The organism is Psychrobacter sp. Marseille-P5312 (assembly GCF_900291405.1).
Lineage (GTDB): Bacteria > Pseudomonadota > Gammaproteobacteria > Pseudomonadales > Moraxellaceae > Psychrobacter > Psychrobacter celer.
Genome location: NZ_OLML01000001.1, coordinates 394670 through 410032 on the forward strand (window position 1 = coordinate 394670; position 15363 = coordinate 410032).

At 47.9% G+C, this 15363-nt stretch carries 14 protein-coding genes; 9 read left to right on the top strand and 5 right to left on the bottom strand.

All coding sequences use genetic code 11. The annotated features are described in order from the left end of the window. Nucleotides 1-199: 199 nt before the first annotated feature. Entirely contained in the window at nucleotides 200-772 is a 573-nt protein-coding gene (locus tag C6W44_RS01705) for a DUF2799 domain-containing protein (protein ID WP_226941268.1), read from the top strand. 209 nt (nucleotides 773-981) lie between these two features. Here C6W44_RS01705 and C6W44_RS01710 read toward each other — a convergent pair whose 3' ends face one another. The 3 genes from C6W44_RS01710 to C6W44_RS01720 form a co-directional block, all read right to left on the bottom strand. After that, nucleotides 982-1383 carry an ExbD/TolR family protein gene (locus C6W44_RS01710; protein ID WP_105243967.1) on the bottom strand — a complete coding sequence of 134 codons (402 nt, stop codon included), beginning with the start codon at nucleotides 1381-1383 and terminating at the stop codon, nucleotides 982-984. A gap of 82 nt (nucleotides 1384-1465) precedes the next feature. After that, nucleotides 1466-2143: a MotA/TolQ/ExbB proton channel family protein gene (locus tag C6W44_RS01715; protein ID WP_105243968.1), complete on the bottom strand. Its 678-nt coding sequence runs from the start codon at nucleotides 2141-2143 to the stop codon at nucleotides 1466-1468. Nucleotides 2144-2272: 129 nt separating this feature from the next. Further along, nucleotides 2273-3214 (bottom strand): energy transducer TonB, encoded by a 942-nt coding sequence (locus C6W44_RS01720; protein WP_105243969.1) that lies wholly within the window; start codon nucleotides 3212-3214, stop codon nucleotides 2273-2275. 504 nt (nucleotides 3215-3718) lie between these two features. Between C6W44_RS01720 and C6W44_RS01725 the strand changes: the two genes are divergently transcribed. The 4 genes from C6W44_RS01725 (at nucleotide 3719) to C6W44_RS01740 (ending at nucleotide 8037) form a co-directional block, all read left to right on the top strand. Further along, complete coding sequence (locus C6W44_RS01725) at nucleotides 3719-4771, top strand: siderophore ABC transporter substrate-binding protein (RefSeq protein ID WP_105243970.1); 1053 nt, start codon at nucleotides 3719-3721, stop codon at nucleotides 4769-4771. Between the two features lie 219 nt (nucleotides 4772-4990). After that, nucleotides 4991-5932: an ABC transporter permease gene (locus C6W44_RS01730; RefSeq protein WP_105246377.1), complete on the top strand. Its 942-nt coding sequence runs from the start codon at nucleotides 4991-4993 to the stop codon at nucleotides 5930-5932. A 172-nt stretch (nucleotides 5933-6104) separates the two neighbouring features. Then, a complete protein-coding gene (locus C6W44_RS01735) occupies nucleotides 6105-7196 on the top strand; it encodes an iron chelate uptake ABC transporter family permease subunit (protein ID WP_105243971.1) in 1092 nt (363 codons plus the stop codon). A gap of 79 nt (nucleotides 7197-7275) precedes the next feature. Further along, on the top strand, nucleotides 7276-8037 hold the full coding sequence (locus C6W44_RS01740) for an ABC transporter ATP-binding protein (RefSeq protein ID WP_075102779.1): 762 nt from the start codon (nucleotides 7276-7278) through the stop codon (nucleotides 8035-8037). A gap of 26 nt (nucleotides 8038-8063) precedes the next feature. Here the strand turns inward: C6W44_RS01740 and C6W44_RS01745 are convergent, their stop codons facing one another. Both C6W44_RS01745 and C6W44_RS01750 read right to left on the bottom strand, forming a co-directional pair. After that, nucleotides 8064-8819, bottom strand: coding sequence for a siderophore-interacting protein (locus tag C6W44_RS01745; protein WP_105243972.1), 756 nt, complete (start codon nucleotides 8817-8819; stop codon nucleotides 8064-8066). A gap of 257 nt (nucleotides 8820-9076) precedes the next feature. Then, a complete protein-coding gene (locus C6W44_RS01750) occupies nucleotides 9077-11134 on the bottom strand; it encodes a TonB-dependent receptor domain-containing protein (RefSeq protein WP_105246379.1) in 2058 nt (685 codons plus the stop codon). 429 nt (nucleotides 11135-11563) lie between these two features. On the opposite strand from C6W44_RS01750, the gene C6W44_RS01755 reads away from it, so the two are divergent. From C6W44_RS01755 to C6W44_RS01770, 4 genes are all read left to right on the top strand, one after another. Then, nucleotides 11564-11839, top strand: coding sequence for a Trp family transcriptional regulator (locus tag C6W44_RS01755; protein ID WP_100749829.1), 276 nt, complete (start codon nucleotides 11564-11566; stop codon nucleotides 11837-11839). Between the two features lie 101 nt (nucleotides 11840-11940). Next, nucleotides 11941-13356, top strand: a complete 1416-nt coding sequence (locus C6W44_RS01760; protein WP_105243973.1) for an anthranilate synthase component I family protein — start codon at nucleotides 11941-11943, stop codon at nucleotides 13354-13356. 33 nt (nucleotides 13357-13389) lie between these two features. Further along, a complete protein-coding gene (locus tag C6W44_RS01765) occupies nucleotides 13390-14049 on the top strand; it encodes an anthranilate synthase component II (protein WP_105243974.1) in 660 nt (219 codons plus the stop codon). Between the two features lie 248 nt (nucleotides 14050-14297). Continuing rightward, entirely contained in the window at nucleotides 14298-15248 is a 951-nt protein-coding gene (locus C6W44_RS01770; RefSeq protein WP_105243975.1) for a DMT family transporter, read from the top strand. Nucleotides 15249-15363 lie beyond the last annotated feature (115 nt).

The window sequence follows — 15363 nt, forward strand, 5'->3', positions numbered from 1 at the left end:
AACGCCTAAAAATCAAGCAAGTCATACACAGTAGCCGCAAACGCTTGTAGCTCGCCTCCGTGCTACCACTCTTATGGATTCACTGGTATATCAATTACTTATCGATATATAAAAACACCAATACTCACAAGATACAAAAAGCTGGCGGCTCTAAAAGGTGCTATGATAAACCATAATTTTAAACGCGCGCAGGTTTATTATGAATTATCTTCTTCAGCAAAACTCATCGAGCACCGCATCACGCCGCAAAGTCGCCATGCTAGCAAGCGATATACAAAACAGCCAACACGGTATACAAAAAAGCCGAGCAGGCCTGAGCTTGGCGATGATAGGTACGGCCGTGCTACTATTATCAGGCTGCGCCACGACCCAGAGCCTAACGCCGCAGCAGTGCCAAGCCAGCAACTGGCAGGAGGTCGGCTACGCAGATGGTATCCGTGGCCGTTCAGGAGCGTACTTTGGACACTATACCAATCAATGCGCAAGCGTCGGCGGTGCGATGCCCAATCGCATCCAATGGGAGCAAGGACGCCAGCAAGGCCTAAAAACCTACTGCACCGAGCTCAACGCCTATAAGCTGGGCCGTGAAGGCTACGACTGGCAGCCTGTTTGTCCGTTGGAAGGCATTGAAAAGCTAGAAGAGGCCTACTCGCAAGGGCGCTACTATTATATTCGTCAGCGCGACCTCGACTATCTGCGCACGCCTTATCCATTCGGCTATGGATTTGGACGCTTTGACTATGGTTATCGTCCTTTTGGTTACGCTTGGTAATAGGGCCTACCAAGCCCAAAATAAAGGAAACCTCGCAAGGTTACCCGAGCGAGGCTGGAGAAAGCATTTATTATTTTGATTTTTCTTATTGTTGTTTTGGTGGTTTTTCTGTTGATCAGCGCCCTGCTACTTTTTACCAATCTGCTGCTATAACTGCCCGCTTACTCGCACTTTATACCGCCTACTTTATATGACCTACCTTATATAGGCTACTCATTGACAAAGGCTATCTTGGTCAGTCCTGCTTGGCTAGCGGCGGCCAGTACTTGTGCCACGGTATCGTACTTGCTGTCTTTGTCAGCACGTAGCTGTACCGAAGGATCCTCGCCTGTTGCACTTTGCTCTTGTAGCTTTGCCTCTAGCGCGTCCATACTAATCGGATCGCTGTCCCAAAATATGCCCGCGTCTTTATCAATACTGATTTGAATGGCTTTTGGTGGCGGCTCAGTGACTGCTGCGCTGGTTTTTGGCAAGTCCAATGGTACCGTTGGATTGAGCACCGTCGCCGTCAATAAAAATATAATCATCAAGACCAGCATGATATCAATCAGCGGAATGAGGTTCATCTCATTCATACTCTGACTATCATCATCACCCAGTTGAAATGCCATAACTATCCTCAATACGTTTGGTTATTGATGCACCGTTTGTACTCGTTTGGCGCCCTGCTGCCCATTTATGTCCCAACAGCGACTATCCCTGTGATGGGGCTGAGTTGCGATAGTGCGCGGTGTGCTGTGCGTCTTTTTGAGTGTCCTGCTGATCTTTTGCCACCTGTGCGGCGGGTACGGTACTTGGACGGCTATTGGTCGCTACCTGTTTAGCAGATGTCGCCAACAAATCATGGGCGCGGTCATTGGCATGGTACATCACTCGGCGATTGATACGCACCGAGAGGTTATAAAACACTACCGCTGGGATGGCAACGGCGATGCCAAGGCCTGTCATAATCAGCGCCTCACCGACAGGCCCCGCCACTTGTCCGAGTCCTGCCTGTCCGGTCATGCCGATATTGTGCAGCGCATGAAAGATGCCCCATACCGTCCCAAATAGCCCGATAAAAGGCGCAATCGCAGCGGTCGTTCCAAGAATAGGCAGGCCGCGCTCACTGGCAAAGCGGTAGCGGCCGATATGCTTGAGCAATGTCTGCTCGGTGACTAGGCGACGCTGCGCGGCATCACAGCCGGCCAGCTCAGGCTGCTTAGCGGTAATCTGCTGACTCAAATCGTCTGCGACAGTAGCGGCCAGTTTTCGGCTTTGTAGTACGCGAATAACCCCCGTCACCCAAGAGACGATAGACAAGATAAATAGCAAAAAAAACAAGGTTTTGGTCACCATGTCGCTGATTTGCCAGTAATGCATAAAGTCCATGCCAGACTCCTTAATGTTTAATATCATCCTATGATAGCGCGGCGTATATCACAGCTCGCCTTATCATAAAGAATCGTAAAATTATAAATATCTTTTAAAATTAATGAGATGAATTCAATAAAATGCGCGCTAAGGTACAGCGTAGCTAACTGTTAGTGTTACATTGCCCACCACGGGCACGCCGTTTTGTGTAAAGGGTGTAAACTTGCCAGAGCGAACTTGACGCTGCGCTGCTTTATCCACACTTGGATTGCCGGACGGCTGCGACACTCGTACACTATCAATGCCGCCTTGCTTGTTGACCCTCAACACCAACACCACATTAAACGTATCACCTGATTGAGCATTTCGAGCAGCACGCTTAGGAAAGCTCAATCTCGGCGGCGATGCCCAATCAGCATTACTGGCAGTAAAGTTCACTGGCGTATTGCTTGCTGCAGCTTTTGCTTTGGCTTGTGCCGCAGCCTCAGCAGCTTCTTTAGCCGCTTGCTCTTTAGCCGCTTTCTCTGCTGCCAATCTCTCAGCCTCTTGCGCTGCTGCTCTATCACGGGCTTCTTGCTCGGCCTTCTGCTGTTCTTGCTCTCTTATACGACGCTCCTCGGCTCTGCGACGCTCCTCAGCTCTGCGTTGTTCATCAGCCGCTTGGGTATCGACTTTAGGCTCAGCTGCCGGTATTTTTGGCGCTTCTGTTTTAATGATATCAGGCTGCTTTTCTATTACTTTTTTAGGCGGCGTTGCTTTCTTCGGTGGCGTTGCTTTAGGCGGTTTTTCTTTGATAACCGGCTCTTTGATCGGTTTTGGTTGAGCCTTGACGATAGGCGCGGCTTTAGGTTTTGGCGGCGCTGGCTGCACTTTTGGCGCCTCTTGCTCTTCCACGGCGACAGGCTCTTTTTGCGGCAATGTCACAAGCTCTATCTCAATGGGCGGCGTTTGGATTTTTGCTTCTACTGGTTTTTCAGGCGCTTTCATCGCCACTAGCGCAGCGACAGTCAAGGCATGAAGGCCGACGACGACCACGGCAGCGGCGAGCGTCAGTTTGGGAGATGGCGCGTCTAAAATCGTTGAACTCATAACACTCTAATATTCAGTGACCGAGGTAGAATGATGTAGATGATAGTGCAAACGATAATTATTATCAATAATAAATTGTGTTAATTTTATTAGACAAGCCTAAATCAGTCGCACTCGATAAAATAACGTGCTTGTTTTGTTTGTAATTGGCAATACGTTAATAAAAACCATTATCATTTATATTGATACTAAGTCTCAATTAATTTATCATGACCGATTATCTATCCGATAAGACCGCTTGAGTACACTTAACTTACAATATCAACATCAACGAGACTTACAATATCAACATCAACGAGCGCTTGGATAGTGAATGTACGAATGATAATAATACCGCTGAGCATCGTCCTGCCTATCACCCTATGTGATACATCCTGCAAGACCAGCTCTTTTTTTTATATGAGCCGTGTAGTGACTGTGATGGTTTTCAGACCGTCGTTGATGTTTTACAAGCTGATTACTTTGTCTATACACCGCTCACCCAGCTGATTTACCGAGTTATTTATGTCTACTACTGTATTATCCAACCGCCTCTCTAGCACTTTTTTTAAACGTCCCTTATGGACGGCGATGGCCACCGCCCTTGCCGCGACGATCAGCGTGGCAGGCTGCAGCTCTCCTGAGTCCAACGACTCAGAGCCTGCGGACGCTCAGACCGAAAACCCAACCGCTGACCATGCCGAAAACGTCGCCAATAACGATGCTGTCTCGACGCATACCGTTACTGTCGATACCGCCAGAGGGGATATCGATCTGGCAATGAATCCATCGCCATTGGTCGTCTATGACATGACCTTGCTACAGGATTTGGCGGCGCTGGATGTAGCTGTCGATGGGGCGCCAAGTGACCTGCCTTTAGACAACTTGCATTCAGAGACGCAGCCTGATCCTGAAGAGGTGGGTACTTTATTTGAGCCCGATCTTGAGGCCCTAAACGCCATGCAGCCACAAGCGATTTTAGTCGGTTCGCGTATGGCGGAAAAATACGATGAGCTCGCAAACATCGCGCCAACCTTAGATATGACTATCGATACGGCTAATATCTATGAGTCCAGCAAACAGCGCCTGCATGATTTAGGTGCACTATTTGGTAAAAGCGCGGAAGCGGCCAAATTACAAAACGATATCGACAGCCTAATCACAGAGGCCAAAGCTGTCACCAAAGACAGTGGCACCGGTCTGGTGGTGATGGTCAATGGCAATAAAATGTCTGTCTATGGCGCTGACTCACGCTATGGCTTTATTCATAATGTCGTCAATGTGCCGATCGCTGACGATCAAATCAAAGACGGGCGTCATGGTCAGCCGATCTCTTTTGAATATCTACAAAAGACCAACCCTGATTGGCTATTCGTCGTCGATCGTAGCGCCGCTATCGGTGAAGACAGCGTGGGTGCCAAAGCAGTCTTAGACAATCCGCTGGTCGCCCAAACCACCGCGTGGCAAAAAGACCAAGTGGTTTATCTAAGCCCAGATTCTTATCTCGCCTTTGGTGGTTATTATCAGTGGATACAAGATCTGACCACGATAAAAAATGCGTTTGCAAGCGCAAAATAAACGCGGCAACCATACCAGCTATTTTTTGACCTATTATTTAATGAGCCAGTAGCCGTTATGTCGTTATTTTCATCGCGTGCCCAGGCCCGCGCCAATAGTCTTGAGGCCAGTCCCGCTTTGTCCACATCATCACCTTGGCAAAGCGGCAGCAAGCCTCTGAGCCTCACGCGTCGGCATGCGGCCCTACCGCCATGGCTTATCAACACAGCCAGCCTCATCATGATGGGGCTTTTGGTGTTATTAAGTTTGTCCATTGGGGTGGCGGATTTTTCATGGTCTGGTATTTTTCATAGCCTCATCAACCATAGCGCCAACTCAGACAGCTCGCTGATGCTGGTCAGCCGCATACCGCGTACCATTGCCATTATTTTGACCGGTGTCGCCATGGCGGTGGCAGGGATGATTATGCAAGTGGTGCTAAAGAACCGCTTTGTTGAGCCATCAATGGTAGGTGCCACCCAAAGCGCAGCACTGGGATTGCTGGTCGTTAGCCTGCTGTTCCCTGCCAGTGCGCTACTGGTCAAAATGAGTGTCGCCACTGTCTCAGCTGTGTTTGGCATGATGTTATTTATGCTCCTTATCCGCCGCATACCGCCGACAGATTATTTGATGATTCCGCTCATCGGTATCGTCTTTGGCGGGATCATTGAAGCGGTGACGACCTTTATTGCCTATCAGACCGAGACGTTACAGATGCTCAGTGTTTGGCAATTTGGTGACTTCTCTGGCGTTTTGGCAGGGCGTTATGAGCTGCTATGGCTAACGGGCGCGCTGTGCGTGCTGGCTTATATCATCGCTGATAAGCTAACCATCGTTGGGCTAGGCGATAATATCGCGCTAAACTTAGGCATTAGTAAGCGGCAGGTCACTTGGCTTGGCGTCGGTATGGTGGCGATGATGAGCGCGGTCGTGGTAGTCACAGTCGGGATGATTCCCTTTATTGGCTTGGTGGTGCCAAATATCGTCAGCCGACTGATGGGCGATAAGCTGCGCCGTAGCTTGCCAGCTGTCGCGCTACTGGGTGCATCGGCAGTATTGCTCTGCGATATCATCGGGCGCTCTATCCGCTACCCCTTTGAAGTGCCGGTCGCCACGGTGTTTGGTGTGGTCGGCACGGTGCTGTTTTTATGGTTGTTATTGCGCGCGCCTGCTGAGCGATAAGGCGTTTTGTAAGTAATAAGGCACCTCATAACAATGTAACGCATAATAACGCATCTGGCCATCAAGCAGCTGACTCACCACCATCGACCCTTTTCTTTATTTACTCGTCCTGTTGTCTGCTTAGATAAGCGTGGCGTTGTTACTATTACAGGTAGCATAGTAGGATTTACGTATGTTTTCATCGTCTAAGCATGGCTCTATAACTGGCCGCTCTACAAAGACTGACTCAGCGAAGCGTCGTTTAAAAAACAATAATTTAAATAACGAGCACCACGCAGCCCCCTCTAGCCAGAATCGCTTGGCTCAGCTTTGGGCATGGATCAGCAACCATCCAAAATCGATTGCCGCTGTTATTTTGCTGGTCTCGATGACGCTGTTTTTGACGCTCAATGTCAATGGTCATTGGGATTTTGCCCTACCACTAAGAGGTAAAAAACTGCTGGCGCTCATGGTGGTCGGCTATGCGATTGGCGTATCGACTCTGCTCTTTCAAACCTTAACACACAATCCTATTTTGACCCCTTCTCTACTGGGCTTTGACTCGCTTTATGTTCTACTCCAAAGCTTATTGGTGTTTTTTTTGGGGGCGATGAGCTTTACCAGCATCAATCCTATTGCCAAATTCACCCTTGAGATTGTCCTGATGTTTGGCGCGTCGTTATTATTGTTTCGAGTGCTGTTTTCAAAAAGCAGTCAGGATTTGACGCGGCTGATACTGGTGGGCGTTATCTTTGGGGTGTTGTTTCGCAGCTTATCAGCACTGATTGCGCGCCTGATTAACCCCGATGATTTTGTCGTGGTACAGTCGGCCAGTTACGCGCAGTTTAATACCGTCAACCCGCAGCTATTGGGGATTAGCTTTATTATTTGCACCATTAGTGCGCTGTGTATTTGGCGCTGGCGCTATCAATGCGATGTCTTGATGCTCGGTAAGGCGCAAGCGATTAATTTGGGCATTAATTATCAACGCCTCGCATTTGGGCTATTGACGGTCATTGCGGTATTGGTTGCGACGGCGACAGCACTGGTCGGGCCGGTGACTTTTTTTGGCTTACTAGTCTGCGCCTTGACCAATCGTATCGCACGGCATATGTATCATAGCGAGCGTTTGATATTGGTCAGTTTGGTAGCGATGATTTGTTTGGTCCTCGGTCAGACGCTGTTTGAGCAAGTATTGGGTATGGCGGGAGTGTTATCCGTGGTGATTGAACTGGCGGGCGGCTTGGTGTTTTTGCTACTGATATTTATGACCCAGCGGCGTTGATGACATGTCATATTGACCTATATAAAAATCATAAACTATTTAAAACTGATTAAAATTTATCTAAAAAATAAGAATTATTATGATTAAACTCGATAATATCTCCCACCATATCGGCAAACAACAAATCCTGCATGACATCAGCTTGTCCTTACCAAGCGCCCAAGTGATTGCCCTAATCGGCCCCAACGGCGCGGGCAAATCCACCTTATTTTCGGTCATGGCAAGGCTACAACCGCTACAGTCTGGGAAGGTGATGTTTGGTGAGCATGATATTGTCAGCTGCCCTGCGCGCACTTTGGCTAAGACGGTGGCGATGCTTGGGCAAGACAACCAAGTGCAAGGTCGCCTGCGCGTGCATGAGCTGCTGATGTTTGGCCGCTACCCGTATCATCAAGGACAGCCGAGCGCACAGGACGAGCAAAAAGTACAAGAAGTGATCGCGCGTTTTGAGCTTGAGCCATTAGCCGAGCGTTTTTTATCGACGCTCTCTGGTGGTCAGCGGCAACGCGTGCTGATTGCGATGATTGTCTGTCAAGATACGCCGTATCTACTGCTCGATGAGCCACTAAACAATCTGGATATGTACCATGCAGGGCGTCTGATGCGTGAGCTGCGCGAGCTTAGCTGCAGTCAGCAAAAAACCGTGGTCATCGTCCTACATGATATCAACCAAGCCGCGCAGTTTGCCGATACTGTGGTCATGATGAAAACTGGCCAAGTGATGGCGGTTGGGCAGCCTGTCGATGTCATCACTAAAGATACCATGAAAGACTTATATAACGTCGATGTTACGGTACTTAACCATCAAGGTCGGCCAGTGATTGTCGATACATTGTTATAGTTAAGCAGGACTGTGGCTACGTCTCCTTATAACCCTAATGCAGCATCTTCGCGTTTGACGATTTTATGCTCATCTTCATTGCTATCAAGTTTCCAGTAGCTAGAGATATAAAGATGACTCTTAGCCACTTCTTTTTGTTTGAAGTACTGGCGCAGCGCTCGCATACTATTGAACTCGCACGCCGCCCACACTGCCACCTCACCAGCCGGCCAGCCTAGCGTCTTAATACGCTCAAGAATGGGGTAATGACTGCTGCTTGCTTCGGCATTGATTACCCACTCAAGCATTATATTCTTCGGCTTTTGTAGCGGCTGGATATCATCCTCACTCAGCACCTCGATGACGGCATAGCCCTCGGCATCCTCGGGCAGCTGTGCTAAGTTTACCGTGATGGCGGGCAGCGCGGTCATGTCTCCCGCCAGTAAAAACCAATCCGCCTCGTGATTGATAAGCTTTTTGGCACCAGGCCCACCGATCAAAATAGTATCACCGATTTGTGTGGTTTTGGCCCAATGTGAGGCAGGGCCTTCAGCGCCTTTGTGGTTGAGACCATGCAAGACAAAATCGACATCGATTTCATCGTCACGTTGCTGGATAATGGTATAAGTGCGCATGATGGGCTTTTTTCCTGCCTCCCCTGCAAACATCAGTTTGATATAGGCGCTTTCTTGCTCGATTGGGAAGTCTTGCATGCCCGCTCCACCAAGTGTAATGCGGCGCATGTTTGGGGTGATATCGGCAATGCCTTTTACTTCTAATACTCTTGGATTAGGTTTGGTCATTTTTTATCCTTTTAGCTGTCTAGTTAACCCACTTTAAAAATGATACAGTGCTACTGGGATGAATTTTGTGCAGCCTCTGTGTAAGCAGCACGCAAAGAAAATTTATACCAGTAGCACAGTCATACAGCCATCTTGGTGAGGTCTAAAATTACGATAAGAAAAGCCAGCTCTCCTCGTCAGACAGCTGGCTTTTTATTTTTCATCAGTCACACTACGATTATGCAGTCAGAGCTGATAGATTTTAGAGTTAACGACTTTTAGAATTGATAGGTCAAAGAGGTTTTGATATTACGACCCATCTCAAAATCTGTAGCCGTAGCATCAGCCGTATTTAAGCGCGATGCGTGACTGGCATAAGTCTCATCAAACAGGTTATAAACCCCAACGGTGGCTTTTAGACCATCAAACTGACGTGGTGAATAGTTCACATACACATCGTGCACATCATAGCTTGGCTTAGTCTCACCTTGATTATCAGTAATAGATGCCACATAAGTACTGCGCCAGCCTAAATCAACCATATCATTAGCTGCATAATCTAAGTTCACCATGTAGCGATCGCCTGAGTCAGCACCGCTGCCACTCACTGATGGGATACTATTGCCTGTCTTATCGCCTTCGCTACGAGCACGTGAGTAGCTCAGCCCCATACCAAAGTCACGAGTAGTGTAGTTAGCAGCCAGCTCAACACCATCTATTTTATAGTCTTCATCACTGTTGAACATACCTTGACAGTCACCGCCTATCGCGCCGGTCTCACAGTCAATCCCAAATCTTCCTGGGCGACTACCTGTACGCATAAACTGCTGATAGTTTTCGATATTAGATCTAAAGTATTTTGCACTCAATTGTAGCGCATCATCAGCAATGGTTAGATCGCGTAGCGTGGTGGCCACACCTACCTCAGAGTTATAACCTTCTTCTGGCTTGAGATCATTATTGACATAAATACCCTCGCCATTGCTGTTAAAGACAGTTTGGCCTAAATCTGGGCCATTAAACAGCTCTGTGTAGCTGGCAAACACTTGCGTACGCGGCGCAACCTCGTAGCTTGCAGCAAACGCGCCAACCACATTGTCATAAGTAGAACTGCCCGCCACAAATTCAGGAGACTCATAGCGGTCGTAGCGTACACCTGGTGTCAGCGTCAGTTTGCCTATTTGCCATTGGTCTTCTAGATAGACTGAGGTGTTATTGGCATCATCATTCGCAGTTGCAGAACCATCGCGTGCCATCTCTGACTCTTTTTCGTAGTGCTCAGCGCCTACGATTAGCTTATGACGACCGTTACTTGTGTCAATAACACTGGTATTTTCAATCTTAACACCTGTGGTTTTTACTTTTGCATCAAAATCAAAGTTGCCTACGTCTTCAGAATCACGCAGAATCTGCGTTTCTGTTTGATAAACAGTGGTATCAATGTCAATGAGTGAGTTTGCTGGATTAAAGTTATGATCGAGCGTATAAGTATCGCGCTTCACCTGTTGCGGAATCGGTGGCTCAGAGCGACTCGGAAAGTCTGGGCGGAATGGAAAAACCCCTTCTTTATCAGTACGGCTAAAGCTTGCACCGACATGATGATCCTCACCAATATACGCGCCTGCTTTTAATAAGATGTTTTCGCTCTCACTGTCCTCATAAAGCTCACGGCCGTCGCCATCTTCGCCAGAGTCGGTATCGCGCTTGCCATAATAAGCCAATAGGTCGATATTGTCTGTTGGCGCACCATAGACGGTGGCTGATGTCAGTAGCTCATCATTATTACTGGCATAACCTGCGTGTAGTTTGGCACCGACCTTTTGACCCGGTTTGAGTAAATCTACTGCATCGACCGTTTCAAATGCTACTGCGCCGCCGATGGCATCGTTACCTAGCGTGACAGAGTTGTTACCCACTGCCACTTCTGCTTGTTTTAATAGGTCTGGATCGATGGTGATATCACCCATGTGATAAAACATCGCGCCTTCTTGACGCGCGCCATCGACGGTGACTTTAAGATTGGTATCATCAAGACCACGCACACGCACGCGCTGATTGACCGATGAGGTACCACCGACCTCAACCCCTGGTATGACATCCAAAAAATCACTTAAGTGGCTTGCCTGTGCTGCGGGCGTATAGTTGTCGATATAGACTGAGTCTTCTTGTACATTTTCACGTACTGAGGTGTTTGCCGTGACGGTAATGGTCTGTAGCGTAGTACTTGGCATGTCTTCTGCTGCCGCACTAGCCGCCTGCGTCCACAATATGGCTGCCACGCCCATAGATAATAAGGTTAATTGATTGGATGAGATTGGTAACTTTACTTCACGCATAACACACTCACTTTGATGACGATCAATATTAAATTTTAGCTGTGACTGTAGCCTGTCCGGCATTTATCAATGCATTGCTATATCGCCACATTGACAAACACCAAGACGCTACAGCATGGCTCAAATACGAATAACATTATGAATATTAATGATAATTGTTAGCATTTAAATAATGACAGGCATCATAACCAAGTATTAACAATTTGGCAATAATGAATGTGAGAAATTAAGCATTTTAATGATAATTTGTAAAGGCCGTCGAAAAACCTAAGGGAGGAGGATGTCGGTTAACGTATCAACATAATAAACCAATATCATAAAAAGATAAGCGGATACCTTGTTTTTCTTGTACTACTGTACTAGAATACTGAAACAAGAGCCATTGTTCTGTTATTTATTATCTGACTGATTATTATAAGACGACATACTATGAGCACCAACCCTTATCACAGCTTATTACAGCATTTGGCAAACTGTCCTGATAGTGCGGATATCGAGGCGTTGTTTCGCGCGCTGCTGACAGAAAAAGAGCAGCAAGAGATTGCCAATCGTATACGCATCTTTGATTTGCTGGCGCGCGGCGTGACCCAGCGTGAGATATCTGAGCAATTAGGGGTTGGTATCGCCACTGTCTCGCGCGGCGCCAAAGCGATGCAGGCGCATGACGTCAGCGCTTTATTGGCGACGCATAGAGAAAATGCGTAAGCGATTAGCCATTATATCAATTTTGCTTAGTATCAATTTTGCTTAGTATTAATTCTGCCTATCTCTATCTGACACCTATCTAACTCACTTTGGACATCACTATGACACCTACCCTACAGCACAATCCGCCTGCGGCGATTGAGATTCCCAGCAAACCGAAACGCATCAAACTTACCCAAGATATCGATTTTTTTGCGTTATTTAAACGTATTGAGCGTGCTTTTGAGACCTGCTATCTGCTTGAATCACTGGGCGAAGATGGGCATATGGCGCGCCACCATGCCATTGGTTTTGACCCTGTGATGACCATTGCCGCTATTGACCGCACGACTTTGGCAATTACTGATAATCAAACCGCCAAAACCCAGCACTATCAAACGGACAACCCTTATGAGCTTCTACGCAGCATCACCCCGCAGCACGTCATCGCTCGTGATCAGACAGGCGGACTGGTCGGCTACTTAGGTTATGACAGTGTCAATTTTTTTGAGCCAAGTCTCAATGCAAAGGCAAGCGACGATTTTGAACCCTTTAAATTTGGCGTCTATCTCGATGGCCTAACGCTTGATAAAATGACCGGTGAGATTTTTTATTTTTATTACCCGACTGCTCAGCAAGACAATCGTATCGAGCAAATCAAAGCCTTACTTGATGAGCCAACGCCTAGCTATGAGCCGCCCTCGGTTGAGTTTTTGGCTGATGGCATGAGCCAAGATGAGCATGCGCGCGCCGTCATGCAAGTCAAAGAAGACATCATCTCTGGGCGTATCTTTCAGTGCGAGGTGGGTTTTAAATCCAAATATCGTATCGCCGGTGATAAGATGCCGATTTATGAAAAGCTGCGGGCGGTCAACCCGTCACCGCACATGTACTTTATGAAATTTGCTGAGCAGTGCATCATTGGTGCTTCCCCCGAGCTGCTGTTTCGCCTGCGACAAGGTGAGATGGAAACCTATCCACTGGCTGGCACCGCCAAACGCGGCGTCGATGTCGCAGAAGACCGTCAGCTTGCCCGCGCGTTGCTAAATGATGCCAAAGAGATCGCCGAGCACAATATGCTGGTCGACTTACATCGTAACGATATCGGCCGTGTAGCGTGCTTTGGTACGGTAAAGGTGCGCAGCCTGATGGACATCAAACGCTTCTCACATGTGCAGCACATTTCCTCTGAAATCGTTGGGATTTTGCACCCTGATGAAGATATGTTTAGCGCGCTTGCCAGCAACTTCCCTGCCGGTACTTTATCAGGTGCGCCAAAAGTCGAGGCAATCAAAGTCATCAACGAGCTAGAGCCTGATGGCCGCGGTGCGTATGGCGGCGCGCTTGGCTCGTTTAATTTTAATGGCGATTGTATTTTTGCCATTCCTATTCGTAGTCTATTTATCAATGGTGAGTCCGCCTACGCGCAAACCTGCGGCGGCAATGTCTACGACTCCAACCCTGCTGATGAATACTTAGAAATCCAGCGTAAGCTCTCTGCCATGAAAGTGGTGTTAGACAGCTTTATGACCGCCTAAACCCCTCTCTACTTCAGCAAAGAGTGATGATTTATGAATGTTTTGATTATCGACAACTACGACTCGTTTACCTTTAACTTATATCAATATATCGGCGAGATCTTGCAAACCATGGAGGATGATAAAGACGGCGCTAGCGCTGCAAACGTCATCGTCAAACGCAACAACGAGATCACCTTGGCTGACGTACAAGCGATGAGTCTTGACCGTATTATCATCTCACCTGGCCCAGGCGCACCTGATGATCCTGCTTACTTTGGTATTTGTGCAGAAGTCATCAAAATCATGGGAAAAACCACGCCGATATTGGGCGTCTGCCTAGGCATGCAAGGTATCGCCCACGTATTCGGCGGCGATGTGATACGAGCTCGCGTACCGATGCATGGCAAAGTCTCTGCCATTCGCCATGACGATGCAGGTGTTTATCAAGGCTTGCCGCAAGAGGTAGAAATCATGCGCTATCACTCGCTTATGGTAAAGGCGGATACGCTACCTGACTGCTTAACCGTCACTGCTGTCGTTGCCAATGACGCCCATCATCACTTGAGCCTGACAGAGGCGGCGCTCGCAGGCGATGAGATAATGGGACTTGCCCACACCGACTATCCGATTCAGGGCGTGCAATTTCATCCAGAGTCATTTGCCACAGAAGGTGCCAAACGCTTGCTAAGCAATTTTTTACTGCAAGTTTAAATCATGCAGCCCAAGTAAATCGACTTTTAAGTTTAATGGACTTGTGTTAGTCCTTCATTAACGCTTTAATGTTAGACTGAAAACAACAAACAAAAGGCAGCCTTTAACAAGGTTGTCTTTTGTTATTTCAGCATAGTAATGAGTGATGAGCAATAGGCAACGAGCACCAAGTCAAAAAAAGCGCCATTAGCTTAAAGACTGATACAGCTTATTGTTTGAATTTTCTAGAAAGTAAAATAGAGAGCGATATGGCACACACCGAGAGCGCGATGACAGCGCGGCAGTCATGGATAGGCACCATTCAAATCATTAGTGCTGCGATCTGTTGGGGCACGCTTGGGATATTTTCCACCTATCTAAACCAGAGAGGCTTTAGTGGCTGGCAGATTACTATTTTGCGCATCGTGAGCGCCGCTTTTTTGGTGCTGGTCATGCTACCAACGCTCTGGCCCCATTTGATTAAGCTACGTCCAAAGCAGTGGCTGGGGCTGGCGCTGCAGTCCTTGATAGGCGTGCTTGGTATGTCGCTCTGTTATTTTTTTGCCGTCATCTATGTCGGCGCTGGCCCTGCGGTTGCTTTGCTATATACCGCACCAGTGTTTAGCTTGCTGTTTTCTGCGGTGTTATTGCAGGAGCCTATCACTCGTCAGTCAGCGCTACTGGCACTCATGGCGGTGTTTGGTGTGGGTTTGACGATGCTGGGTGATGAGGCAAAAGTCAACTGGGGTATCGCGCTTGGGCTGCTATCTGGCGTGTGTTATTCGCTCTACGGTGTCCTTGGCAAACGCGCGATGCATTATGCCCACCCTGCGCCGTTGGTGTTTTTTACCTCGATTGTCATCAGTGCTGGCGTACTGCTGTTGTTGCCTGAGACGTATCGTACTTACGGGCAGTTATCCACCTTACCGCTGGCCACCTGGAGCTACGCACTGGGGCTTTCCTTGATTGGTACGGTGGTGCCATTTGCGCTGTATATGAAAGCATTAGAGAAACTGCCTGCCACGCGCGCATCGGTCTTTACTATCTTTGAGCCATTGACCGCCATTGCTTTGGCGCTACTGCTCCTGCATCAAGCGCTTTCATGGATACAATATGTGGGCGTGGTGCTGATTTTACTGGCAGCTTTATTAAATGCCATGTTAAATGGTACGACTACGCGCGTACCACGCTGGCTCAGACGGCAACCAAAACCTTTTTAGCAAAACAAAAGCCCCAGTGAAAAAATAGCTTAAAAACAAATAAAGCCCCAACCATGATGTCATCGTTGGGGCTATTTTTTGCATAAAGGCTTATTTAAAAGTAGTGAATTTGCGC